Below are 24,315 nucleotides of genomic sequence, written 5' to 3' on the forward strand. Positions count from 1 at the left end.
TGATATCGCTCTTTCTGTGCGCCGGAACGGCGCAGCCTCACACGGTCGGGCGAATGATCCCGACATCACGACCGCCGCCGAGCACCGACAGCGGAAGCAGCGACATCGCGTCGGCGACGTCGGACGAACGAAGCGCTCCGGCCTTCTCGAGAAGGCGCAGGGCGACGGCGGCCGTGGCGCGGCCGCTGCCGTCGAGCATCTTCAGGGCGACCGTCGTGCCGTCGGGCGCGACGATGACATGGACGCCCTCGGCGCCGCCCTTCGCGAACACGCCGAGCCGCTCGATGAGCACTGTGTCCGGCTGCCCCGGCCCGGCGATTCCCCACGGGTTCTCGCGCACGGCGCGCACGAGCGCACCCGCCGCGCGGTGCAGGGCGAACGGCGACGACTCCGACGATCCGCCGATGCGATGGATGGCGCGCGCCAGCCCCGCGAGCGTCATGGCGTACACCGGGGCGCCGCATCCATCGATCGCCATCGCCGCCATGCGCTCGCCGGTCATCCGCTCGATGAGCTCGCGGATGTGGATCTGCAGCGGGTGGTTCGGCTCGAGGTAGGTCGCGGTGTCCCAGCCGTTGACCGTGCAGGCGAGCAGCATCGTCGCGTGCTTGCCGGAGCAGTTCATGCGCACGCGCGCGGGCTGGTCGCGCTCGCGCACCATGTCGTCGCGTGTCGCCTGGTCGCTCGGCCAGGCGGGCGGGCAGCCGAGGTCCTCCTCGCCGAGCCCGGCGGTCTCCAGGATGCCGCGCACGACCGCGGCGTGGCTGTCCGTGCCGGAGTGGCTGGCGGTCGAGAGCGCGAGCTGGGGGCCTTCCACCTGCGCACCGGCCGTGATCGAGCCGAGCGCCTGCAGCGGCTTCATGCTCGAGCGGGGGAGGATCAGCGCGGAGGCGTCGCCCCACGTGCCCGAGACCGTTCCGTCTGGTGCGAGCACGATCGCTGCTCCGATGTGCCGCGACTCGATGAATCCGCTGCGTTCGACGACGGCGAGCTCGATGGCGGCATCGGCTGTGAAGGTCTCCGGCACGGAACCCAGCCTACTGGGGGCGCCACGCATCACCCAGGGCGCAGAGCGCGTCCGGGGTGGAATACTGACGGGATGTTCGGCGAGCACCGCTATACCGTCACATCCGTCTGGACCGGCGACCGCGGAAGCGGCACCAGCGGATACCGCGACTACGACCGGTCGGTCACCCTGTCGATCCACGGGAAGCCCGATCTGCTGGCGTCGTCGGACAAGCCGTTCCGGGGCGACCCGGCCCGCTGGAACCCCGAGGACATGCTCCTCGCCTCACTGTCCGAGTGCCATCTGCTCTCGTATCTGCACGCGTGCGTCCGGGCCGGGGTGATCGTCCGCGACTACACCGACAAGGCGATCGGCATCATGTTCGAGGACGGCCAGGGCGGGGGAAGGTTCACCGAGGTGATCCTGCGGCCGCACGTGGTCATCGCCGAGGAGTCGATGAAGGATGCGGCGATGCATGCGCACCGCCAGGCTCACGAGTGGTGCTTCATCGCGAACTCGGTGAACTTCCCGGTGCGTGTCGAGCCGACGGTGCGCGTCGCCTGAGCCGCGGAGCCCGGTCGCGCCGACAGGATCAGAGCCGCTCGTGGGGCAGGACCTGCTTGATCCGCTCGATGCCGTGCGCGGGCGCCTCGTTGTAGGCATTCGCGAGCTCCTGCCCCGAGAGGGCATGGATCGACGCCATGATCTCGTCCGTGGCGAGGCGGCGGGCCTTGCCCGACTCGGCGGTGCCGTGCTTGGACAGGTCGAGCGGCTCGCCGAACGTGATCGAGACGCGCGGACGGGTACGCGGGAACTTCGCGCCGACGGGCATCACCTTGTCGGTGTTGACCAGTCCCACCGGGACGACGAGCGCGCCGGTCTGCAGGGCCAGGTATGCGACACCGGTGCGGCCCTTGTACAGGCGGCCGTCGAGGGAGCGGGTGCCCTCCGGATACATCGCCGTCGCCTGGCCGGCCTCGAGCATGCGGCGCTGCTGGTCGAGCGCGTCCAGCGCGGCCTGGCCCGCGCCGCGTCGCACGGGGCTCGCGCCGATCGCGCCGAAGAACTCGCGTACGAGCCATCCGGAGAAGCCCTTGCCCTCGAAGTAGGTCGACTTGGCGAGGAAGTGGACGGTGCGCGGGGCGACGACGGGGATGGCGATGGAGTCGATGAACGACAGGTGATTGCTCGCGAAGATGATCGCGCCCTCGCGGGGCACGTTCTGCCTGCCCTCGATGTGCGGCCGGTAGATGATGCGCACGAGCGGCACCAGGATCATGCGGATGAGTCCGTAGAGGAAGCCGGCGGTGCGCGGCTCTTCTTCGGGCTGCCCGGCATCGTCCGACGCGTAGGTCTCCGCTTCAGTCACTCGTAGAGGGTACTCCCGGATGCATTCCCCCACCGTTATGGGGCGTGCGCTGGCCCCCCTCTCAGCGCGGACACACGAATATGCGAGAGGATGACTGGCATCCCTTGTTCTTCCTTCCGTGAGGTTTCCGTGCGCATTCGTCCGATCGCCGCAATTTCCGCCGTCGCTGTGGCGGCCTTCCTGCTCGCCGGCTGTACGGCGTCCTCGACGCCCAAGACGTCGCCGTCGGCATCGGCGTCGGCCGCGGCCGACCTCTGCTCGGCCGCCGCGTCGGGAGGCGACGCGGTCAAGTCCGTCAAGGTGACCGGCACCATCGGCAGCGAGGCGAACGCCACCTTCGACAAGCCGCTGTCCGTCTCCAAGATCCAGCGCACGGTCGTCACCCAGGGCACCGGCCAGAAGGTCAAGGCCGGAGACCTCGTGCGGTACGCGCTCACCGCCTACAACACCGAGACCGGCGCCAAGCTCGGCTCCGTCGGGTACAAGAAGGGCGAGGTGCTGCCGTCGCAGATCTCGGCCGACAGCCCGCTCGGCCAGGTCTTCGGCTGCGCGCCCGTGGGCACCCGCGTGGTCGCCGCGTTCCCGAGCACCGAGACCGCGCCCGGCGAGGTCTACGTCCTCGACCTGCTGAGCGTCGTTCCCGCCAAGGCGTGGGGCGCCGCCCAGTCCGCCTCGACGGACGGCATGCCGACGGTGAAGCTCGCCAAGGACGGCGAGCCCTCGATCGCGATCCCCAAGGGCGCGACCGCCCCGACCGAGACCAAGATCGTCACGCTGAAGAAGGGCGACGGCGAGACCGTGGCCTCCGGCGACCAGGTGCTCGTGCAGTACAAGGGCGTCCTGTGGAGCGACGGCAAGGAGTTCGACTCCAGCTGGAAGCGCGGCACGCCCGCGAGCTTCCAGACCACCGGTGTCGTCAAGGGCTTCCAGAAGGCACTCGAGGGCCAGACGGTCGGCTCGCAGGTGCTCGTCGTGATCCCGCCGGCCGACGGCTACGGCACCACGGCGCAGGGCTCGATCCCGGCGAACTCGACGCTCATCTTCGTCGTCGACATCCTGGGCACGCAGCACACGACCACGCAGTAGGCGGCGGGTCCGCCACAGCTGCGAATGCGCCCCCGGTGATGACTCCGGGGGCGCATTCGTCTGCGCGCACCTCGCTAGGCTGACGTTCGTGCGGCGCATCCTGATCCTCGGCTCCACCGGTTCGATCGGGACGCAGGCGCTCGACGTCATCCGGGCGAACCCCACCCGCTTCGAGGTCGTGGGTCTCGCCGCCGGCTCGAATCGGGATGCCGTGGCCGCCCAGGCCGAGGAGTTCGGTGTCGAGCACACCGCGTTCGGCGCCGGCGAGGCAGAGCAGCTCGTGCGCGATGTCGAGGCGGACGTGGTGCTCAACGGCATCACCGGGTCGGTGGGCCTCGGCTCGACGCTCGCCGCGCTCGAGGCGGGACGCACGCTCGCGCTCGCCAACAAGGAATCGCTGATCGTCGGAGGTGACCTCGTCACGGCGCTCGCCGCCCCCGGCCAGATCGTGCCCGTCGACTCGGAGCACTCCGCGATCGCTCAGGCCCTCCGCGCGGGTGCGCACTCCGAGGTCCGACGGCTCGTCGTCACCGCCTCCGGCGGACCGTTCCGCGGACGCTCGCGGGACTCGCTGCGGGATGTGACGCCTGCCGAGGCGCTCGCGCATCCCACCTGGAACATGGGTCGGGTCGTCACGACCAACTCCGCGACACTGGTCAACAAGGGCCTCGAGGTGATCGAGGCCCACCTGCTGTTCGACATCGCGTTCGGAGACATCGAGGTGGTCGTCCACCCCCAGTCGATCGTGCACTCGATGGTCGAGTTCTGCGACGGCTCGACGATCGCGCAGGCCTCACCCCCGGACATGCGGCTGCCCATCTCGTTGGGCCTCGACTGGCCGAACCGGGTCAGCGGCGCGGGCCGTCCCCTGGACTGGACGGCGGCGGCATCCTGGACCTTCGAACCCCTCGACGACGAGGCCTTCCCCGCCGTCGCGCTCGCGAAGGGGGTCGGGCGCGCGGGAGGAACCTATCCCGCGGTGTTCAACGCCGCGAACGAGCAGGCCGTCGATGCCTTCCACGCGGGGCGGCTGTCGTTCCTCGGCATCGTCGACACCATCCAGCGCGTCGTGGATGCGCACGACGCTCCCGACGCGCTCACGCGCGAGACGCTCGCCGAGGCGGAGCGCTGGGCGAGGGATGCTGCGGACCGCGCGATCGCGCGGGCCTGAGGCCTAGCGCCACTCCCTCTCGGGATCCGACAGCGGCGTCTCGTCGTCCGGGTACGGCACGGGCCAGTGCGGCTCGGGCACGGGCCAGCCGGCATCGCGCAGTGCGCGCCGGGCGAGCTCACGGGCCGAGTACGGGGTGCGGGCGCCGCGGATGTCGCGGTAGTCCTGGTGCCCGGGCCCGCACCACAGGATCGCGTCGCCGTCGCCGACCAGCGCGACCGCCTCGATGATGGCGCGCTCCGGCGGCGTGTACTCGAGGATCACGGCATCCGGCTGCGCGCGGCGCGCGCCCTCGATCAGGGTCGCGCGGATCGAGTCCGGGTCCTCGAAGCGGGGGTGGTGGTCGGTGATGACCAGAATGTCGCTGCCCTCGACGCCGGTGCGCCCCATGTCGAGGCGCTTGGTCGCGTCGCGATCGCCGTCGGCGCCGAAGAGGAACAGCACGGTGCCGGGCGTGACGCGGCGCACCGCGGCGAGCGTCTTCTCGAACGCGTCGGGGGAGTGTCCGAAGTCGACGTAGACCGCGGGTCCGCTCTCGCCCGAGACGAGCTGCGTGCGTCCGGGCAGATACGCCTCGATGCGGCCCGAGCCGCCGGCCGAGGCATCCAGCGCGTCGACCAGGGCCTCCCACGCGTAGCCGCCCTCGAGGATCATGACGATCGCGAGGCCCGCGTTCGCCGCCATGTGGCGGCCGATGACCGGCACGACAGTGGTGAGGCTGCGTCCGTCACGGGATGACAGCCGGAACTCGGTGCCGGTCGGACGCTCCTCGAGGATCTCGACGATCCAGTCGGCGCTCGCCGCCGCGTCCGGATCGGCGGCGATCGCCGGTGTCGCGATCGTGACGGACGGCACCTCCGAACGCTCGGCGACCTCGGCGCCGGGCTCCGAGTCGAGCGAGATGACCGCGCGCCGGGAGCGGTCGGGGCGGAACAGCGCCATCTTCGCCTCGAAGTACTCGCGCATGTCGGCGTAGTCGTCGAGGTGGTCGTGACTGAGGTTCGTGAACCCGGCGACGTCGAACACGAGCCCGTCGACGCGGTGCCGGCTGAGCGCCTGGGCGGACACCTCGACGGCGACGGCCTCGACGCCGCGCTCGCGCATGAGCGCGAGGAGCGCGTGGAACTCCGAGGCCTCCGGGGTCGTGAGCCGTGACACGATGACCTGGCCGGCGATGTGCCGCTCGGCGGTCGACGAGAGTCCGGTGGTCACGCCGAGCTGGCCGAGGATGCCCTCCAGCAGGTGCGAGACGCTCGTCTTGCCGTTCGTGCCGGTCGTCGCGAAGAGCGTGGGGATGTCGTCATCCGGACCCGTGCCGTAGACCCACGCCGACAGGTCGCCGAGGAGAGCGCGCGGGTCGTCCACGACCACGATCGGCAGGCCGGAGGGTGCGGCGATCGCGGCACCGTCCGCGTCGGTGATGACCGCGACGGCGCCCTTCTCGGCCGCTGTCCGCGCGAACTCGGCGCCGTGGCGATTGACGCCGCGGATCGCGACGAACGCCTCCCCGGGGCGCAGGTCGGCGGTGGCGAGGGTGATGCCCGTCAGAGTGACCCCGGGCTCGCCGCGGAGCTTCCCGCCGAAGCGCCGGGCGAGGTCGTCGAGCGAGCGGACCGGAGGGTGCTCCGGCCGGAGGACGGGGGGCAGGTTGGCAGGCGCGGCGGGGTTCACCGGTGAGTCAGGGGATGTCGGCATGGCGCATCCATCTTCTCCCGGCTGTTGGGCTAACTCAAAGCGCGCACGAGTACCGTTGGGGAGGTGACAGTCGTGGCGTTCGTGATCGGCATCCTCATCATGGTGGTGGGACTCGCGGTGTCCATCGCGCTGCACGAGCTCGGTCACCTGTACCCCGCCAAGAAGTTCGGGGTGCGGGTCGGTCAGTACATGATCGGGTTCGGCCCGACGCTGTGGTCGCGCACCTCCGGCGAGACCGAGTACGGCGTCAAGGCACTCCCGCTCGGCGGCTACATCTCGATGGCCGGCATGTACCCGCCCTCCGCCGAGCTCTCCGAGGCATCGGCCGCCGGATCGGCAGCCGGCCACGTCACCGGGAGCGCCGGGCCGAGCGATGGGCGACCCCGGGACGGCCGCGCCGGCGGCGGGTTCTTCGCAACGATGGTCCAGGATGCGCAGACTGCCAACGACCAGACCCTCCACGGCGCCGACGACGACCGCGTGTTCTACAAGCTCCCGGTGTGGAAGCGCATCGTCATCATGCTCGGCGGCCCGACCATGAACCTGCTGCTGGCGGTCGTGCTGTTCGCGATCCTGTTCAGCGGCATCGGGGTGAAGACCGCCACGACGACCGTCGGCTCGGTGTCCGAGTGCGTCATCCCCGCCGGCGCCCAGCGGACGACATGCGAGGCATCCGACCCCGCGTCGCCCGCGGCTCAGGCAGGCCTGCGCGCAGGCGACGAGATCGTCTCGGTGGGCGGCACGGCGGTCTCGACCTTCGCCGAGGTGTCGGCGATCGTCCGGGATGCGCCGAACCAGGACCTCGCGTTCGTCATCCGCCGCGACGGGCGGACGCAGACGCTCACCGTGACGCCGATGCTGGCGACGCGCGACAAGACCGACGCCTCCGGCGTCCCGATCAAGAACGCCGACGGCACGACCCAGACGACCCAGGTCGGCTTCGTCGGCGTGAGCCCGCAGCTCCAGTACGTGCGACAGCCCATCTGGGACGGCCCCGCCGCCGCCGCACAGAACGTCGGCGCCGTCGCGGGGATCGTGTGGCAGATGCCGGTCAAGGTCTACCAGACGGCCGAGACGCTCGTCACCGGCGGCCAGCGCGACCCGAACGGACCACTGAGCATCGTCGGCGCGGGCGTCCTCGCCGGCGAAGTCGCGTCCTCCGACGCGCCGGTGCTCGACCGGGCGGCCGGGATGCTGGGGCTCCTCGCATCCCTGAACATCGCCCTGTTCGTCTTCAACCTCATCCCGCTGCTGCCGCTGGACGGCGGCCACGTCGCCATCGCGCTGTGGGACGGCGCGCGCCGCTCGTGGGCGAAGCTCTTCCACCGGCCGCCGCCCGCGCAGGTGGATGCCGCGAAGCTCGTGCCGGTGACGTACGTCGTCGTCATCGCGCTCGTCGTGATGGGCGCCGTTCTGATCATCGCGGACCTCGTCAATCCGGTCTCGCTGTTCGGCTGACGAGGCTGAGAGGCTCCCGCCGGGTCCGATAGCCTGAGTGCATGACGCACACGGGCAATCCTTTCGGACAGGTGCTCGTCGCGCTCGTCACTCCGATGGCGGCCGACGGCGAGGTCGACTGGCCCGCCGTCGAGAAGCACATCGACGACGTCATCACGGCGGGAGCCGACGGCATCGTCGTCACGGGCACCACCGGTGAGACGAGCACGCTGACCGACCCCGAGAAGCTGCGCCTGGTCGAGGTGGGCAAGGATGTCGCGGCCGGCCGCGCCACGATCATCACGGGCGGCGGATCCAACGAGACCGCGCACGCCATCGAACTCTACAAGGCCAGCGAGAAGCTCGGCGCCGACGGCATCATGATCGTCACGCCCTACTACAACAAGCCGACGCAGGCGGGCATCCTGACGCACTTCCGCCTGGTCGCCGACGCCACCGACCTGCCCGTCATCCTGTACGACATCCCGGGTCGCACGGGCGTTCCGATCAAGTACGAGACGATCCTCCGTCTCGCCAAGCACCCCAACATCCTCGCCATCAAGGATGCCAAGGGCGACTTCAGCGAGGTCAGCCGCGTACTGAACCAGACCGACCTCATGTACTTCTCGGGCGACGACGCCAACGTCCTCCCGCACCTGGCGATCGGGGCGACCGGCCTCATCGGCGTGACGGCGAACGTCGCCGCCCGTCCCTATCGGACGATCGTGGATGCGGTGAACCGCGGCGACCTCGCCGCCGCCACAGCCGAGCACCGGCGCCTCGAGCCCCTCGTGCGCGCGCTCATGACACACGTGCCCGGCACGGTCTCGACCAAGTACGTCCTGCACGGCCTCGGCCGCATCTCGAGCCCGCGCGTGCGCCTGCCGCTCGTCGGTCCCGAGGAGTGGGAGGCCGCGATGATCGAGGACGAGCTCGCGCTCGTCACGGACGTGCCCGGCGCCGACTTCTCCAACTTCCGCCCCGACCGCAACGCGGCCGCCGGTGGCGCCCTGCCGAAGGTGCACGGCACCACTCGGTAATCGCGCTCGCGCAAACCAGCTAAAGGGGATGCTGCGGCATCCCGAGGAGGCATGAATGCCCGACAACGTGTACGACCCGCCCGCCCTCATGCCCGGAACGCTGCGTGTGACGCCGCTCGGGGGGCTCGGCGAGGTCGGCCGGAACATGACCGTCTTCGAGTACGAGGGCAAGCTCCTCGTCGTCGACTGCGGCGTGCTGTTCCCCGAGGAGCACCAGCCGGGGGTCGACCTGATCCTCCCGGACTTCGAGCCCCTCAAGGAGCGCCTGGACGACATCCTCGCCGTCGTGCTCACGCACGGTCACGAGGACCACATCGGTGCCGTGCCGTACCTGCTGCGCCTGAAGGGCGACATCCCGATCATCGGCTCGGGACTGACCCTCGCGCTCACCGAGGCGAAGCTCAAGGAGCACCGCATCCGGCCCTTCTCGCTGACAGTGAGCGAGGGCGACCGCGAGACGGTGGGCCCGTTCGACCTCGAGTTCATCGCGGTCAACCACTCGATCCCCGACGCGCTCGCCGTGGCGATCACGACGCCCGCCGGCACCGTGCTCGCCACCGGCGACTTCAAGATGGACCAGCTGCCCCTCGACGGCCGCTTGACCGACCTCCGCGCGTTCGCGCGCCTGGGCGAGGCGGGTGTCGACCTGTTCCTGCCCGACTCGACGAACGCCGACGTGCCGGGCTTCACGCCCCTCGAGCGCAGCATCGGGCCGGTGCTCGACCAGGTGATCGGCCGGGCTCCGCGGCGGGTGATCGTGGCGAGCTTCTCGAGTCACGTGCACCGCGTGCAGCAGGTGGTGGATGCCGCGGCCGCCCATGGGCGTCGCCTCGCGTTCCTCGGCCGGAGCATGGTGCGCAACATGACGATCGCCGAGGATCTCGGCTACCTCACGGTGCCCGAGGGTCTCCTGATCGACTACAAGAAGGCCAAGGACCTGCCCGACGACCAGATCGTCTACATGTCGACCGGCTCCCAGGGCGAGCCGATGGCGGTGCTCTCGCGGATGGCGAACCTCGACCACGCGATCGAGCCCGGCCACGGCGACACCGTCATCCTGGCCTCGAGTCTCATCCCCGGCAATGAGAACGCGGTCTACCGCGTCATCGACGGCCTGACGAAGCTCGGGGCGACCGTCGTGCACAAGGGCAACGCCAAGGTGCACGTCTCGGGTCATGCCGCGGCGGGCGAGCTCCTGTACTGCTACAACATCCTGAAGCCGAAGAACGTGCTCCCCGTCCACGGCGAGTACCGGCACCTCATCGCCAACGCGCGGCTCGCACAGGACACGGGCATCCCCCAGGAGCGCACGATCGTCGGCTCGAACGGGACGGTGGTCGACCTCCGCGACGGCGTCGCAGAGGTCGTCGGCCAGCTCGACCTCGGCTTCGTGTACGTCGACGGGTCGACGGTCGGGGAGATCACGGACGCGGACCTGAAGGACCGTCGCATCCTCGGCGAGGAGGGCTTCATCTCGGTGATCGTGGTGGTGGATGCCGCCACCGGTCGCGTCATCACCGGGCCCGAGGTGCACGCCCGCGGCGTCGCGGAGGACGACTCGGTCTTCGACGACGTCATCCCGAAGATCACGTTCGCCCTCGCCGAGGCGGCCGGCAACGGCGTGCGCGACAGCCACGCCCTCTCGCAGGTCGTGCGACGCACCATCGGGCGCTGGGTGAACCAGCGGCTGCGCCGCCGCCCCATGATCGTGCCGCTCGTCATCGAGGCCTGATCGGGGCCGGCGGACCCCGCGTCTCCGAGCGCCGAGCGCCGCGCGCCGGGCGGACCGCTCGGCCGCCTCACCGGAGTGAGGCGACCGTGCGGATCATGGACTTGGCGAAGCGCAGCTGCCGTTCGTATGTGGCGGCGATCGCGATGAGGATGATGCCCGCGATCGCGATCCACAGCCACCACCACACCCTGCCGTAGTTGGCGGCGATCACCGGCCACAGCTGCGTCAATCCGTGCACGACGAGCACGGCGACGCCCATCACGAACGGCGCCTGCAGTCGCAGGAAGATGCCGACGAGCATGACCGCCAGCGCCGCGATCCCGAGCGCCCCGAGCCGCCATTGCACGGGGTCCGCGTAGTCGGCGAGCAGGGACGGGACGAGCAGCACGGCAAGCCCGGGACCCAGTGCGGGCCAGCTGGCGAGGGTCGGGGTGCGCAGCATCCACACCGCTCCACGCAGGATGAGCGCGATCCCGACGGTCGCGGTGACGAGATCGAACGGATCCACGCGGCCGAACAGCAGCGAGACGGCGCCCACGGCGACCATGGCGGTGATCGACGCTGCGGTGACGACGGGATGCGACCACGGCCGGCTCCGCGGGACGGCGACGGCGGTCTGCAGAAGCGCGAAGGCGAGCAGCGGGATGTAATACGACAGCGCCGGCTGGTCGGGACGGAACTCGATCAGGATCACGGGCACGGCGGCCGTCGCGATGCCCGCTGCCGCGATCGTCGCCGAGAGGATGCCGCGCGCCGACGTCAGCCGCTGCATGAGCAGGGCTGCCACCAGTCCGCCGGCGAGTGCGACGAGGCCCCACAGCTCCGGCGCCCAGGGCGTCCCTGCCCACGGTTCGGGCTGCGTCCGTTCCGGATCCAGGGCGAGGGCGACGCCGCGCACACCCGCGGCCCCGATCGCGCCGGCCGCGGCAGTCCCGATCGCGACCGCGCGGACCGGCACCTCGTTCAGCGCGCGGGGGATCCAGCGGGATGCCGCGAGCAGCGTGGCTGACACCGCGATGACGACCAGCGGTCGCGCAGCCGGGTCACCGGACGCGGCGATCGACGGCACGATCGCGGTGGCGGCGCCTGCCCAGGAGAGCCCACGGCTGCCGCGGACGATCCCCGACGCGAGGAGGGATGCGCCCACCAGGACGGTCACGACGTCGAACGGGTCGACATCCCCACGGGCGATGGTCGCGACACCGAGCAGCGCGAGTACGGCGACCGAGGTCCAGCGGGGGACCGTATCTGAAAGCGGTCGCACCCGGGGGGGTGCCGTAGCGACCTGCAGCAGTCCGTACGCGAAGACAGGTGCGAGTAGCAGCCACAGCGGCAGGGAAGGCTGGATGAGCGCGAGGGCCATGCACGGTGCGGCCCCGAGGACCAGCGCGGCGGCCGCGACGGTGCCGACGACGGGCCGTGCTGTCCGGGTCGTCCGGTCGAGGAGCACGGCGGCGGCAAGTCCCGCGGCGAGCGAGACAGCGGCCCACACATCCGCCGACCAGTCCCCCCGCAAGGCGAGAGCCGTCCCCCGCACGACGGCGGCTCCTGCCGCGACTGCGCCCCCGGAGGCGACCACGACGGTGCGGACAGGGATCTCGCGCCACCGGGCAACGCACCAGGGCGACACTGCGAGCAGCGCCGCGCCCGCGCACACGGCGATGACACCGCGTACTGCGGGCTCGCTGCTCGCCGCCGCGGTGGGCAGCACGGCGGTGGCCGCTCCCGCCCAGACCAGGGCGATGCGGCCGGCTGCCGGGCGTGAATCGCGCTCGCCCGTCGTCGAAACGGACGGACGGCGCAACGCGAGGAGCATCGCGATACCGAGGAGCATCGCCGCAGCCGGAAGGGTGTAGACCTCGACGACCTGGTAGCCCGCCTGGGCGAGCGCGGTCCACAGGGCCGCGAGCACGAGCGGGGGAGTGAGCCAGGCGAGATGGCGCCAGCGCGATCGGCTCGCAGTCGGCTCGCCGGTTGCCGTCGCCATCAGGTACGGGATCGGGGCCACCAGGAGCAGGACGAGCCAGAGCTGATCGGATCCCCGGGCGCCGGCGGCCGCTGCCGCCGCGACGACCGCGTTCGATGCGAACCATGCGGCCGCGGCGGGCCCGCCCTTCGGCAACCGGATGAGCAGACCCGCACCGGTGAAGACGAGCGCGACCGCGGCGACACCGACCCAGCGGTAGCCATGATCGATGGCGAGCAGCGGAAGGACGTTCCACACCGTGACGGCGGCTGCGGGCGGAGTCATCGCCGCGAGGCACGCGCGGAATGCTGTGCGCCGGTCGAGGATGACGCCGATCCCGCCGACGACGGCGAGCGGGAGCGTGGCGATCCAGACGGGGGATGCGGGCGCGCCCACGATTGCGGCCAGGGCGGCGAAGCCGGCCACGAGGGCGGGGACGGACGCGGACCAGGTGTCCGGGACCGACAGGGAGCGAACGGCGATCACGACCGCCAGCACCGCGGCGGAGCCGACGGCCGTCCACGCCCAAAGGCCTGTCCACGGCGCCTCGAGAGGCACTCCTGCGACGGCCGCCCACGCCGGCACCGCGGCCGCGGTGGCGCAGAAGACGGTCGCGGCGATGGCGAGGTGGAACGCGCGCGCTCGGACCATCGCGGCACCGTCACCCCATGCGCGCCGCGCGACGGCGGCTCCAGCGATGGCGAGGCCGAGGAAGGCGACGGTCGACGGCATCCACAGTTCCGTGCGCGTATAGGCGAGGCAGAGCAGGAGAGCGGCGGCCACGGACTCGATCACCGTGAGGACGATCGTGAGCGACCGGCGCGCGGCGAACGCGCCGACGGCGATGGCCGCCCCCGCGATCGCGGCGTACGACGCTGCGGCGAAGCCGGCAGCGGGATAGGTCGCCGCGGCGACCGCAGCCCACCCCGCGGCGGCGATCGGCGCCGCCGATGCCGTGCGCAGCCGTCCGGAACCGGCGAGGATCGCTGCGAGGGCGACGGCAGCGGCCAGAGGCGCCACGACAGCCGACGGACCGCCGATGACGTCGCCGAGGGCCGCGACATCGAGGGGCTCGGCGGACCCGTGCCACCCCGACTGCGGCCCGGCGGCGATGCTCGATACGCGCAGGAATCCGGCCACGACACCGGGCGCGCTCGTGATCGCGGTGACGATCGCCGCGGCAAGGGTGCCTGCCTGCGCCGCCAGACATCTGCCACCCGGCGACCCGGCCTGCCCGTCGTCGCCGGCGAGGTCGCCGGGGCTTGTGAGCCGGGCGGTCCACAGCGCACGAGTCGAGACGGCCGCGACGAGGCACGTGACGACGGCCGCTCCGGCCGGTCCGATCCACCAGGCTTCGGAGGCGGACAGTTCCTGACCGGCCGCGACCATCGGCGCAGCCGAGGCCGCGACACTCGCGATGGCTGCGGCCGCGGCCCGCATCCGCGATTCGATCCGGTCGTTGCGCAGCGAGAAGGCGAGGGCCCCCCAGAGGAGCGACGCGGCACCGAGGGTGATGAGCGAATGCCAGGGCACGCCGGGCAGGGCATCGGGGGCAGAGATGACCGCCGACGATCCGATCAGCCCGCCGAGGCCGACCACCACGGCCTGCGGGTGGGAGGCGGGCAGCAGCCGTGCGGCCACGATCGCGAGAATCAGCGCGCAGGTGCCCGCGACCCACCACCGGGTCGACCCCTCGTCGGGAACGAGGGAGGCGCTGAACAGGGCGATCCCCGTCGGGGCGAGTGCAGCGGCCGCATACGCCGCGACCCGGAGCCCGGTGAGCGCCCGCGCAGTGGCGAGGAGTCCGCAGAGCACGAGTGCGGCGCTGCCGTAGTAGGCGAGTGGATCGACGGCTCCGCTGCCGAAGGCGTCGTTGGCCCGGATGATCCAGGCGTCGAGCATCAAGAGGACCACGGCCACGACGCCCACGCCCTCCGCCGTGAGCACGAGGCCCGTCCGACGCAAGAACCAGGCCAGGGCGAGCACGCCGACGCTCGCCCCGGCGATGATGAGCGAGCGCACCTCGAGCCCGACGACGAGGTATGCCCAGAAGAGGAACACGATCGCGCCGACGGACGTCAGGAGCACGCCCGCACCCAGGATCGTGAACTGCATGCTGAAGCGATGCGCGAGCGTGGGGCGCGGTGCGGCGTCGGCGGCCGCGGGGGTGGCCTGGGCGGCCGGAGCGGCCGCCCCCGCTGGCGTGCGTGTGAGCGGTGCGGCGGTCGCCGCGAGCGCTGCGGCGCTGCGAGCACGCGCCTCCTCGAGTCGTGCACGGGTGGCCGCGTCGGCATGCTCCGCCGTCGTCTGCATCGCGGCAGGGGCGGGCCGTGACGGCACCGCAGCGGTGCGGGCGTGCGCATCGCGCTGGGCCTGCTCCGCCCTGACCTCGGCGATCAGAGCCGTGCGCTCATCGACGAGCCGGACGATCCGGAGGCTTGAGTTCAGCACCTCGGTGAGCTCCGGCATGCGAAGGTCGAGCCCGCAGGTCGGGCACACCGCGGCGATGATGCCCGTGAAGCAGGAGGGGCAGCGCTGGCGATCGACGAGCGCAGCCGCGCTGGGGGGCCATTGGCCGGCGACCGACTGCGCGGTTCCGCCTCGGTGGGCGTTCGATGGGGACATCAGAGGGACCTCGTTTCTCCATGCGAGAGAGTAATGGGGGGTGGCCGGTCCACGGGGGCTGGATCGGCATCTGTGGATGATCGGGGAAGACGACGCGCCGCGCAGGTCTTCCCGCCGGATCGGAAGGCGGCGAGGTGCCGGTCCGCCCGAAGGCCGCCGGCACCCCGTCACGTGTCACGCGCCCAGGCGGGGCCGCAACTGCGGTGCGCGCGCGGCCTGGGACGGACGCGCCGCGCCGCGCCGCCGGTGCGTCAGGAGGACGAGCACGCCTCCCACCACCAGGAACGCTGCCGCGATCACGCCGATGTACAGCATCGGCGTCTGGTATCCCGTGGGCCCATTCGGGTTCAGGAAGGGATAGGGGTACCAGTACGGCGCCGATCCGTCCGGGTCCGGCGTCACCGGGCCGCGCATCATCGTGTAGACCGCCCACAGCAGCGGGATGCCGACGATCCCGACGAGCGCGCGCCAGGTCAGCACGCGGCGCCGCGGCGCGAACAGCACGTCCACCACGATGTAGATCGCCACCACCACGTGGAGAGTCTCGGTCGCCCACCGATCGAGGAAGGCGACCCATTCCGGGTCCGGTGTCGCGAAGTGCGTGGGCAGCCCCCGCAGCAGGGCGTTGTAGACGATCGAGAGGATGATCATCGCCGTGCTCGTCGTGGCCATAGCCACTGCCAGGCTGCGCGATTCCACGCCGTCCTTCGTCGCGAGCGGGCCGTTCCGCCGAGCGGCGACGAAGAGGACGATGATCGTCGAGATCGCGCTCACGATCGTGAAGTAGCTGAAGTAGTTCGCGATGACGAGGCCCGCATCCTGCCCGAGCCGAATCGCTCGTGCGATGTCGACGACGAGGCCTGCGGCGACGCCGGTGACCGCGACGCTCGCGGCCATGATCCTCCATGATGACCAGTTCATGTCCTGCTCCTTTGCTGTCGTGCACCCGATCCGCGGGGCCGGATGGCCTCTGGTCATCTCATCGTCCGGATTCGACACCGGGAGCACGTCAGCCGACCGGTTGATACGCAGCGGTTGATATCCGGCGGCGTATGCGAGGATCATTCCCTTCGTGGGGACCCGAAGGCGCCCGCTGGGGAGCGGCGCCGACTCGACGATGCGGATGCCGCGAACCTCTTTCGTGGGCCGCGCCTCCGAGGTGCGCCGCGTCGTGGAGCTGCTCGGCGTGACGCGGATCCTGACGCTCATCGGGCCGGGCGGCATCGGCAAGTCGAGGCTCGCCCTCGAAGCCTCCGGGATCGTGTCGGCGGAGTGCGCCGTCGCCGACATCGGGTCGCTCGATCGCGGCGCCCGCGTCGGCGTGCGCGTGGCGGAGCTCTACGGCGTGGGCGAGCCCGAGGACGGGTCGCCCATCGCGTATGCCGTCGCCGGCGCGCTACCGCGCGGAGAGACGCTGCTCGTCCTCGACGGCTGCGAGCACGTCGTCGAGGACGTCGCATCCTTCGCCGATGCCCTGCTCGATCGCGCGCCGGGCCTGCGCATCCTCGCCACCAGCCAGCGGCCGCTCGGCCTCGCCGGGGAGGTGACGTGGGCTGTGCCGCCGATGACCGAGGCGGATGCGACGGCTCTGTTCGCCGCGCGCGCGGCCGCGGCCGACCCCGAGCGTTCGTTCGCCGACACCGAAGCGATGGCCGTCGCCGATCTGTGCCGCGGTCTCGATGGACTTCCGCTCGCGATCGAGCTCGCCGCCGCGCGCACGCGCTCGATGACCGTGGGAGAGATCGCCGCCGGGCTCGTGCGACGGTTCGAGCTGCTGGGAAACGGGGTGCGCACCGGTGACAGTCGCCACGCCACGCTGCGCGCATCCCTGGATTGGAGCTACGAACTCCTCTCGGACCGGCAGCGGGAGATCCTGCAGCGGCTGAGTCTCTTCGTCTCTGGCTTCGACGCCGCGTCGGCGGCCGCGGTTGCCACGGAATCGACGCGCGAGGACCTCGCGGCGCTCGTGGAGCGGTCCCTGGTCTCCTTCGACCCGCACGCGCCCTCCGGGTGGTACCGGCTCTCCGACACGGCGCGGGCGTACGCGCTCGACAGGCTCGAGGAGTCCGGGGATGCCGTCCAGGCGCGTGCCGGATTCGTGAGGTACTTCCGCGACCTCGTCGAACACGCCGCCCCCCTCTTGGACGGCCCGGAACAGGCGACGTGGATGACGCGCCTGCTCGCCGACCAGGACAACATCACCGCCGCGCTGGCATGGAGCAAGGCATCGGGGGATGACGACTCCCTCGCGCGCATCGCGGGCGCGATGGGAACCTTCTGGCTCGAATCGAGTCAGTGGTCTGAGTGCCGCGTATGGCTGGAGACGGCTCTGGATACGCCCACGCTCGAGCCGCTCGTGCGAGCGCGGCTCCTCGAGGGCCTGTGCCATCTCGACACGTGGACGGGGAACTTCGACTCGGTCATGGTGCGGGCGGAAGAGCTGCTGGAGACGGCGGTCGCCGCCGGCGACAAGTGGTACATCGGTCGTGCTCTCGGCTATCGTGCCGCCGGCACCGCGCTCGCGGTCGGTGCGGAGGCCGCCCGCGGCGACTTCACGCGCGTGCGCCGGCTGAGCGTCGAGGGCGCCGACGCGTGGGGCTACACGAACCTCGCGTGGGCGTTCTGCCTCGCCCGCATGTTCCAGAGCGACCCCGACGAGCCACGTCACCTGCTCGACGAGGCCATGACGCTCGCCGGCGAGGGGGAGGACGGGCGGACGGCGCGGCTGACGTCGGCGCTTGCCGCGCTGCTCGCGGTGGCGACCGGCCGGCTCGACGACGCGCACCGGCTCGGCTCCCAGACCTACGCCGATGCGCGACAGGCCGGCCACTGGTCCGCGGCCCTCTTCGCGGCCAGTGCGGATGCCTGGCAGCTCGTGCTGCGCGGAGCGCCGGATGTTGCGGCCGCGCTCGCGGTCGAGGCGATCGAACTCGCCGATGCATCCAATGAGGATCCGCTCTTCCGCATGCTGGGTCTCACCGTGCTCGGCCTGGCGCACGACGCCCTGCTCGAGATCGACGAAGCCGAGGACGCGCTGACGCGGGCGGTGGCCGCCGCGCGCGTCAGCCGCATGCGGCGGTGGGTGGCGGTTCCCCTCGTGTTCCGTGGCGTCCTGTTCGACGACGAAGCCGCTCTGGCGGAGGCCACCGGCATCGCGAAGGAGCACGACCTCACCTGGATCCACGCGCACGCCCTCCTCGCGCGGGCGCGGCGGCTTCGCGGCATCGACGACGCGGCGGCCGAGGGCTTCGCCCAGGACGCCCTGGGCCGGCACGTCGAAGCGGGCAACGCGATCGGCGTGTGCGACGCGCTCGACGAGGTCGCGTTCCATCGTGGCCGGCGCGGTGCGGCCGACGTCGCGCAGCGGCTCCGGAGCGCGGCGGCGGCCGAGCGCGCACGCCTCGGGGTGGCGTCGGCGCAGCCGGTGGCGCGCGACCCGGGCGCAGACGGACAGGAGACCGCGTTCGACGACGTCGTCCGCTCCGCACTTCGCACCCGCGCTCCGCACGTGGCCGCCGTGCACGGCTGGGAGAGCCTGACGCCGGCGGAGCTGCAGGTCGCGCGGCTGATCGGCGCCCACCTCACGAACCCGCAGATCGCGGAGCGTCTGTACGTGTCGCTCGCCACGGTGAAGACGCATCTCGGGCACATCTTCGCGAAGCTCGAGATCAGCACCAGGTCGGAGCTCGCTGTTCTGGTGCGCGCGCACGAGGGGATCTCGGATGCCACCACCGAGGCGCGCACGTGAGGGATCGTCGTCTCGGATGAAGCCGAAATGACGGCGAAACCTGCGCCCGCTACGCTCGGGCCATGTCGGGCTTCGCGGTGCGGGAGGCGACTCCCCGGGACGGCGCATTCATCGCCGACATGCTCGTGGAGGCCGCGAACTGGAGAGGTCTGCCCTCGGTCACCCGGGCGCAGGTGCTCGCCGGGATGCAGCGGCGCTACATCGCGGGCTGGCCGCGCCCGAGCGACGCCGGCGTCATCGCGACCGATGACATGGGATCGGCAATCGGTGCGGCCTGGTATCGCGTGCTGCCGCGCAGCGAGCCGGGTTTCGGGTTCGTTGCGACCGGGGTCCCCGAGCTCGTCATCGGCGTCCGTGCGCCGTGGCGATCGCGCGGCGTCGGGCGGGCGCTGCTGACGGCACTGATCGCGGATGCGGGGCGCGCCGGTCACGCCAGGCTCGCGCTCAGCGTGGAGCGCGGCAATCACGCGGCGACGCTGTATCGCGATCTCGGCTTCCGCGAAGTCGACTCCTCTCCGGAGCGCGTGACGATGGTCCGCCGGCTGCGCTGAGCATCCCGCGGAGGGTCCGGGCAGGCGGGCCGAGCATCCGTCGCCGTCCGCGTGGTTCCGGGGAAATGTCCGTCCGCCGCCGTACGGTGGGGGAATGCCAAGCCGCAGCAGCACGGGTGGGCGCAGCTCCGCCGCGAGCGGTCGCGCCTCCGCGAAGGCGACGCCCGCTGCGACGTCGTCGCGCGCCGCCAAGCCGAAGAGTCCGGCGCAGAGGCCCGCTCCCGCCCCGAAGGGATATGTCGGCGAGCCGGCGAAGCCGCCCGCCATCGCCCGCATGTGGATGGGCCTCGCGCACGCCACCGGCGGGCTCTTCCGCGCCTTCGGGCCGGAGACACTCGAGAAGGAGCAGCGCCGCGACGGCCTGCCCTTCCTCATCGTGCTGCTGGCGATCGCCGGCGCCGTCGTCGAGTGGTTCTTCATCGGCAATCCGACCGCGCAGCTGATCAGCGCCTACACCGCGGGCGGCCTCGTGGGCCGCGTCGCCTTCGTCCTCCCGGTGCTGCTGATCCTGCTCGCGGGCTGGCTGTTCCGGCATCCTGCATCCGTCCACGACAACGGGCGCATCGGCATCGGCTTCGTCCTGTTCGTGCTCACCGTCGCCGGGTTCTGCCACGTCTACGGCGGCCGTCCCTCGCCCAAGGAGGGCCTGCCGTCGCTCAGCAAGGCGGGCGGTCTGTTCGGGTGGATGATCGGCGAGCCGCTCGCTCTGTTCCTCACCCAGATCGGCGCGGGGGTCGTGCTGGGGCTGTTGTGCGCCCTGTCGGTCCTGATCCTGACGAAGACGCCGCCGAACCGCATCGGCGCGCGCCTCGGCGACCTCTACACCTGGATGTTCGACGCCGAGCGTGTCGAAAAGGCGCCCGCGGATGCGGAGAAGAACACGGAGGCCGATTCGGACGACGAGGATGCCGACCCCTCGATGCCCTGGTGGCGGCGCAACAAGACCGGCCGGGAGAAGGATCCGGATGCCGGGGGCATCGGCTCGCAGGATCTCACCGAGCTCCTCCCGCCGAGCGCGGACGCGCATCACGGAGGGTTCGAGCAGGCGATCGCTCCTCTCGCCCCCGCGGTGCCTCCGGTTCCGCCGATGCCCGCCGACGCCCTCACGCAGGTGCTCGACGCCGCCGGCCTCGCCGGCGTCCGCCAGGCCGCCAAGGGCGGCAAGGCCGACACCTCGATCCACGACGACGCCCTGGGTGCCGGCGACGACGAGCTCCCCGGTCTCAGCGGCATCGGGGGGACGGGCGCCCGGATGCCGCCCGCGGCGCCCTACCGGCTGCCGTCCGTCGCCGCGCTCTCCGAGGGGACGCCGCACAAGGCGCGCTCGGAGGCCAACGATGCCGTCGTGCGGGCGCTCACGAGCGTCTTCGACCAGTTCAGCGTCGACGCCCGCGTCACGGGCTTCTCGCGCGGCCCGACCGTCACCCAGTACGAGATCGAGCTCGGCCACGGCGTCAAGGTCGAGCGCATCACCGCGCTGACCAACAACATCGCATACGCCGTCGCATCCAACGAGGTGCGCATCCTCGCCCCCATTCCGGGCAAGAGCGCGATCGGCGTCGAGATCCCGAACGCCGATCGCGAGATCGTCACGCTCGGCGATGTCCTGCGCTCGCAGACGGCGACCTCCTCGACGCACCCCATGACGATCGGCGTCGGCAAGGACGTCGGCGGCGGCTACGTCGTCGCGAACCTCGCGAAGATGCCCCACCTTCTGGTCGCGGGCTCGACGGGCTCGGGCAAGTCGAGCTTCGTGAACTCGATGATCACGAGCCTCCTGATGCGGGCGAAGCCGACCGAGGTGCGGATGGTCCTCATCGACCCGAAGCGCGTCGAGCTCACGTCCTACATGGGCGTGCCGCACCTCATCACGCCCATCATCACGAACCCGAAGAAGGCCGCGGAGGCGCTTCAGTGGGTCGTGAAGGAGATGGACATGCGCTACGACGACCTGGCGTCGTTCGGCTTCCGGCACATCGACGACTTCAACCGGGCCGTGGTCAACGACGAGATCCAGCTGCCGGCGGGCAGCGAGCGCGTCCTCAAGCCGTATCCGTACCTCCTCGTCGTCGTCGACGAGCTGGCCGACCTCATGATGGTCGCGCCGCGCGACGTCGAGGACTCGATCGTCCGCATCACTCAGTTGGCGCGAGCCAGCGGCATCCATCTCGTCCTCGCCACGCAGCGACCGTCCGTCGACGTCGTGACCGGCCTCATCAAGGCGAATGTGCCGTCGCGGCTCGCCTTCGCCGTGACGAGCGTCACGGACTCGCGCGTCATCCTCGATCAGCCGGGCGCCGACCGGCTGATCGGCCAGGGCGACGGCCTGTTCCTCCCCATGGGCGCCTCGAAGGCGATCCGCGTGCAGGGCGCGTGGGTGAGCGAGCAGGAGATCGAGAAGGTCGTCGCGCACGTCACCGGCCAGGCGCGCCCGGAGTACCGGTCGGATGTCCAGGCGGCCGCGGAGAAGAAGGAGGTCGACGCCGACATCGGGGACGACCTCGACCTCCTGCTGGCCGCCGCCGAGCTCGTCGTCTCGAGCCAGTTCGGGTCCACCTCGATGCTCCAGCGCAAGCTGCGGGTCGGCTTCGCCAAGGCCGGACGACTCATGGACCTGCTCGAGTCGCGCGAGATCGTGGGGCCGTCGGAGGGCTCGAAGGCGCGCGACGTCCTCGTCACGCCCGACCAGCTGCCAGGCGTCCTCGCGAGGCTGCGCGGGGACGATGCGCCGGCCCCGGCCGATACGGCCCCTGTCGCCGACGACCGGTACGCGGAGGATCCGGTCGAGAAGCAGTTCGAGGGGTATCCGGTCGTCGACGACCAGGGCGACGAGGATGCCTGGGGTCTCACCGGCCGCGAATGACATCGTCCGGCGGGGCCTGTCCTGCGGCGGCCTCCGAGGGCGTCCTGCGATACTGAGGCGTGGCCGTTCCCCGTCAGCTCCCCAACGCGATCACGATCGTGCGCATCGTGTGCGCACCGGTGTTCCTCTGGATGCTGCTTGCGGACGGCGGCGCGGACGGGCCGCTGCGCTGGTGGGCCGCGGTGCTCTTCATGGTGGCGATCGCGACCGACGGCGTCGACGGCTACATCGCGCGCCGGTACGAGATCGTCACGGACCTCGGCAAGATCCTCGACCCGATCGCCGACAAGGCGCTCACCGGCTGCGCGTTCGTCGGGCTGTCGATCCTCGGAGAGCTGCCGTGGTGGGTCACGATCGTCGTGCTCATCCGCGAGATCGGCATCACGATCTACCGCTTCATGGTGGTCAGCGACCACGTCCTGGCCGCGGCGTGGATGGGCAAGCTGAAGACGCTCGCGCAGGCCGTCGCCCTGTCGTTGGCACTGCTGCCGCTGGCGGGCATCGTGGGGGACTGGATCATCTGGGTGAACATCGTCACGATGTGGATCGCCGTGATCCTCACGATCGCCAGCGGCATCGACTACATCGTCAGCGAGGTGCGGGGGCGACGGGCGAAGGCGTCGTGAGCGACCTCGGCGACGGTGCACTCACCGCGCTGGCGGAGGATGTTCTCGCCCGGCTCGCACGGCACGGCTGGTCGATCGGGGTCGCGGAGTCCCTGACGGGCGGCTTGGTCATCGCATCCCTCGTCTCCGTTCCGGGAGCGTCCATGCATGTCCGCGGCGGAGTGGTCTCGTACGCGACGGACCTCAAGCACTCGCTGCTCGGCGTGGATGCCGAGCTGCTCGCCGCGCACGGCGCGGTGCACCCCGAGGTCGCTCGTCAGATGGCCGAGGGTGTGCGCCGGCAGACGGCGAGCGACGTCGGCGTCTCGACGACGGGCATCGCCGGCCCGCTGTCGCCGGACGGCCAGCCCGTCGGGACGGTGCACATCGGCATCGTGACGCCGGATCGCTCGGAGGTGCGCTCGTTCGTCTTGGAGGGGGATCGGGATGCGGTGCGCCGCGGCGCCGCCCGGGCGGCCCTGGAGGCGGCATCGGCTTCGCTGTGAGCGAACGACGGTGGCCGCGCGGAATCGGACGCCGACCCACTCCGTTACATCGCGGTGATTCCCGCACATTCCCAGCCGCAGAGGATTAGATTGACAGAGACGGGTGTTGTACTGTTATCCACCCAGACAGCGGAGAATTCACGGAGAAGGGGGCCCGCGATGATCCTGGTTCGACAAGAGATCGGCGAAGTCCTTCGTGATCTCCGTCAGCAGAAGGGGCGCACTCTCCGCCAGGTCGCGGGTCGTGCCAGCGTGGCGCTCGGCTACCTCAGCGAGGTCGAGCGCGGTCAGAAGGAGGCGTCGAGCGAGATCCTCGCGTCCGTCGCAGAGGCCCTTGACGTCCCGATCTCGACGATCATGCGCGAGGTCGGCGACCGCATCTCCGTCCTCGAGGGCGTCCAGACGCTTCCCGATACCGTTCCCGACGAGCTGCTCGCGTCGGTCGAGCCCGAGCTGTCGCTGCGCTGATCGTCCTGCACGTCACGGCCACCGGAGAGCGGCGTCTCTAGGCATGCGCAAGAGCGAGTTCGATCGCGCCGTCGAGGATGAGTTCGGTGCGCGGGGAGGGCCTCTGCTGCGCGACCTCGTCCTGCCCTCCGTGGGCTATCGGACGGCGATGGATGCGCTGGCAGCCGGTGTGCCACCCCGCGACGTGTGGCTTGCGCTGTGCATCGAAGCGGACGTGCCGGACTCGCGTCGCCATGGCGTCGGCACGCGCGATCCACGGCTCTGACTTCACCCTCCTCGACCGGCGTGTCGTCGAAGCTGTGTTCGATGTGGGCGTAGTGTCATCCCCAGGTGTTGTCGAGCACGCGTTTTCCACGTGACCGGGGAAGCGGCGGCAGGATGTCGGAGCCTCCTCGTAGCGTGAAGCGCGTCGGATGACACCTACGCCTTGTCGCAGCATCCGTCCCA

The 24,315-nt window shown here is 71.2% G+C and carries 18 protein-coding genes; 13 read left to right on the top strand and 5 right to left on the bottom strand.

Annotated features, from left to right (window positions below; translation table 11 throughout):
• Nucleotides 1-37: 37 nt before the first annotated feature.
• On the bottom strand, nt 38-1,027 hold the full coding sequence (locus AC0NZN_RS15695) for an asparaginase (protein WP_474593256.1): 990 nt from the start codon (nt 1,025-1,027) through the stop codon (nt 38-40).
• Between the two features lie 72 nt (nt 1,028-1,099).
• Between AC0NZN_RS15695 and AC0NZN_RS15700 the strand changes: the two genes are divergently transcribed.
• Nucleotides 1,100-1,570, top strand: a complete 471-nt coding sequence (locus AC0NZN_RS15700; protein ID WP_474593257.1) for an OsmC family protein — start codon at nt 1,100-1,102, stop codon at nt 1,568-1,570.
• Nucleotides 1,571-1,598: 28 nt separating this feature from the next.
• Here the strand turns inward: AC0NZN_RS15700 and AC0NZN_RS15705 are convergent, their stop codons facing one another.
• Nucleotides 1,599-2,285 (bottom strand): lysophospholipid acyltransferase family protein, encoded by a 687-nt coding sequence (locus AC0NZN_RS15705; protein WP_474593318.1) that lies wholly within the window; start codon nt 2,283-2,285, stop codon nt 1,599-1,601.
• Nucleotides 2,286-2,504: 219 nt separating this feature from the next.
• Here AC0NZN_RS15705 and AC0NZN_RS15710 point away from each other — a divergent pair, with 219 nt between their 5' ends.
• Both AC0NZN_RS15710 and dxr read left to right on the top strand, forming a co-directional pair.
• A complete protein-coding gene (locus AC0NZN_RS15710) occupies nt 2,505-3,461 on the top strand; it encodes an FKBP-type peptidyl-prolyl cis-trans isomerase (RefSeq protein WP_474593258.1) in 957 nt (318 codons plus the stop codon).
• 88 nt (nt 3,462-3,549) lie between these two features.
• A complete protein-coding gene (gene dxr / locus AC0NZN_RS15715; RefSeq protein WP_474593259.1) occupies nt 3,550-4,632 on the top strand; it encodes a 1-deoxy-D-xylulose-5-phosphate reductoisomerase in 1,083 nt (360 codons plus the stop codon).
• Between the two features lie 3 nt (nt 4,633-4,635).
• Here the strand turns inward: dxr and AC0NZN_RS15720 are convergent, their stop codons facing one another.
• Nucleotides 4,636-6,327 carry a Mur ligase family protein gene (locus AC0NZN_RS15720; RefSeq protein WP_474593260.1) on the bottom strand — a complete coding sequence of 564 codons (1,692 nt, stop codon included), beginning with the start codon at nt 6,325-6,327 and terminating at the stop codon, nt 4,636-4,638.
• 63 nt (nt 6,328-6,390) lie between these two features.
• Here AC0NZN_RS15720 and AC0NZN_RS15725 point away from each other — a divergent pair, with 63 nt between their 5' ends.
• Genes AC0NZN_RS15725 through AC0NZN_RS15735 form a run of 3 tightly spaced genes read left to right on the top strand, consistent with a single transcriptional unit; the run spans nt 6,391 to nt 10,536 of the window.
• Complete coding sequence (locus AC0NZN_RS15725) at nt 6,391-7,785, top strand: M50 family metallopeptidase (RefSeq protein ID WP_474593261.1); 1,395 nt, start codon at nt 6,391-6,393, stop codon at nt 7,783-7,785.
• Nucleotides 7,786-7,826: 41 nt separating this feature from the next.
• Nucleotides 7,827-8,804 carry a 4-hydroxy-tetrahydrodipicolinate synthase gene (gene dapA / locus AC0NZN_RS15730; protein ID WP_474593262.1) on the top strand — a complete coding sequence of 326 codons (978 nt, stop codon included), beginning with the start codon at nt 7,827-7,829 and terminating at the stop codon, nt 8,802-8,804.
• Nucleotides 8,805-8,859: 55 nt separating this feature from the next.
• Nucleotides 8,860-10,536: a ribonuclease J gene (locus AC0NZN_RS15735; protein WP_474593263.1), complete on the top strand. Its 1,677-nt coding sequence runs from the start codon at nt 8,860-8,862 to the stop codon at nt 10,534-10,536.
• Nucleotides 10,537-10,603: 67 nt separating this feature from the next.
• On the opposite strand, the gene AC0NZN_RS15740 is transcribed toward AC0NZN_RS15735, so the two are convergent.
• The gene (locus AC0NZN_RS15740; protein ID WP_474593264.1) at nt 10,604-15,127 is read right to left on the bottom strand and encodes an SCO7613 C-terminal domain-containing membrane protein; all 4,524 of its coding nucleotides are present in this window, start codon (nt 15,125-15,127) and stop codon (nt 10,604-10,606) included.
• A gap of 174 nt (nt 15,128-15,301) precedes the next feature.
• Complete coding sequence (locus AC0NZN_RS15745; RefSeq protein WP_474593265.1) at nt 15,302-16,048, bottom strand: Pr6Pr family membrane protein; 747 nt, start codon at nt 16,046-16,048, stop codon at nt 15,302-15,304.
• A 202-nt stretch (nt 16,049-16,250) separates the two neighbouring features.
• Between AC0NZN_RS15745 and AC0NZN_RS15750 the strand changes: the two genes are divergently transcribed.
• The 7 genes from AC0NZN_RS15750 (at nt 16,251) to AC0NZN_RS15780 (ending at nt 24,133) form a co-directional block, all read left to right on the top strand.
• The gene (locus AC0NZN_RS15750) at nt 16,251-18,875 is read left to right on the top strand and encodes a helix-turn-helix transcriptional regulator (RefSeq protein WP_474593266.1); all 2,625 of its coding nucleotides are present in this window, start codon (nt 16,251-16,253) and stop codon (nt 18,873-18,875) included.
• A gap of 62 nt (nt 18,876-18,937) precedes the next feature.
• A complete protein-coding gene (locus tag AC0NZN_RS15755) occupies nt 18,938-19,426 on the top strand; it encodes an N-acetyltransferase family protein (RefSeq protein WP_474593267.1) in 489 nt (162 codons plus the stop codon).
• A gap of 94 nt (nt 19,427-19,520) precedes the next feature.
• Complete coding sequence (locus AC0NZN_RS15760; protein WP_474593268.1) at nt 19,521-22,289, top strand: FtsK/SpoIIIE family DNA translocase; 2,769 nt, start codon at nt 19,521-19,523, stop codon at nt 22,287-22,289.
• 59 nt (nt 22,290-22,348) lie between these two features.
• The gene (pgsA, locus tag AC0NZN_RS15765) at nt 22,349-22,915 is read left to right on the top strand and encodes a CDP-diacylglycerol--glycerol-3-phosphate 3-phosphatidyltransferase (protein ID WP_474593269.1); all 567 of its coding nucleotides are present in this window, start codon (nt 22,349-22,351) and stop codon (nt 22,913-22,915) included.
• Nucleotides 22,912-23,400: a CinA family protein gene (locus AC0NZN_RS15770; RefSeq protein WP_474593270.1), complete on the top strand. Its 489-nt coding sequence runs from the start codon at nt 22,912-22,914 to the stop codon at nt 23,398-23,400. The genes pgsA and AC0NZN_RS15770 overlap by 4 nt, the downstream gene beginning before the upstream one ends.
• A gap of 159 nt (nt 23,401-23,559) precedes the next feature.
• On the top strand, nt 23,560-23,868 hold the full coding sequence (locus AC0NZN_RS15775) for a helix-turn-helix domain-containing protein (protein WP_320943736.1): 309 nt from the start codon (nt 23,560-23,562) through the stop codon (nt 23,866-23,868).
• Between the two features lie 43 nt (nt 23,869-23,911).
• Nucleotides 23,912-24,133 carry a DUF3046 domain-containing protein gene (locus AC0NZN_RS15780; protein ID WP_474593271.1) on the top strand — a complete coding sequence of 74 codons (222 nt, stop codon included), beginning with the start codon at nt 23,912-23,914 and terminating at the stop codon, nt 24,131-24,133.
• Nucleotides 24,134-24,315: the final 182 nt, after the last annotated feature.

This window comes from Microbacterium sp. sgz311019 (assembly GCF_056135325.1).

What these genes read in the sequence shown, in the direction of transcription:
- AC0NZN_RS15700 (WP_474593257.1), top strand. Translation starts at nt 1,100, where the DNA reads ATGTTCGGCGAGCACCGCTATACCGTCACATCCGTCTGGACCGGCGAC.
- AC0NZN_RS15705 (WP_474593318.1), bottom strand. Translation starts at nt 2,285, where the DNA reads ATGATCCTGGTGCCGCTCGTGCGCATCATCTACCGGCCGCACATCGAG.
- AC0NZN_RS15720 (WP_474593260.1), bottom strand. Translation starts at nt 6,327, where the DNA reads ATGCCGACATCCCCTGACTCACCGGTGAACCCCGCCGCGCCTGCCAAC.
- dapA (WP_474593262.1), top strand. Translation starts at nt 7,827, where the DNA reads ATGACGCACACGGGCAATCCTTTCGGACAGGTGCTCGTCGCGCTCGTC.
- AC0NZN_RS15735 (WP_474593263.1), top strand. Translation starts at nt 8,860, where the DNA reads ATGCCCGACAACGTGTACGACCCGCCCGCCCTCATGCCCGGAACGCTG.
- AC0NZN_RS15740 (WP_474593264.1), bottom strand. Translation starts at nt 15,127, where the DNA reads ATGTCCCCATCGAACGCCCACCGAGGCGGAACCGCGCAGTCGGTCGCC.
- AC0NZN_RS15745 (WP_474593265.1), bottom strand. Translation starts at nt 16,048, where the DNA reads ATGAACTGGTCATCATGGAGGATCATGGCCGCGAGCGTCGCGGTCACC.
- AC0NZN_RS15750 (WP_474593266.1), top strand. Translation starts at nt 16,251, where the DNA reads ATGCCGCGAACCTCTTTCGTGGGCCGCGCCTCCGAGGTGCGCCGCGTC.
- AC0NZN_RS15755 (WP_474593267.1), top strand. Translation starts at nt 18,938, where the DNA reads ATGTCGGGCTTCGCGGTGCGGGAGGCGACTCCCCGGGACGGCGCATTC.
- AC0NZN_RS15760 (WP_474593268.1), top strand. Translation starts at nt 19,521, where the DNA reads ATGCCAAGCCGCAGCAGCACGGGTGGGCGCAGCTCCGCCGCGAGCGGT.
- AC0NZN_RS15775 (WP_320943736.1), top strand. Translation starts at nt 23,560, where the DNA reads ATGATCCTGGTTCGACAAGAGATCGGCGAAGTCCTTCGTGATCTCCGT.
- AC0NZN_RS15780 (WP_474593271.1), top strand. Translation starts at nt 23,912, where the DNA reads ATGCGCAAGAGCGAGTTCGATCGCGCCGTCGAGGATGAGTTCGGTGCG.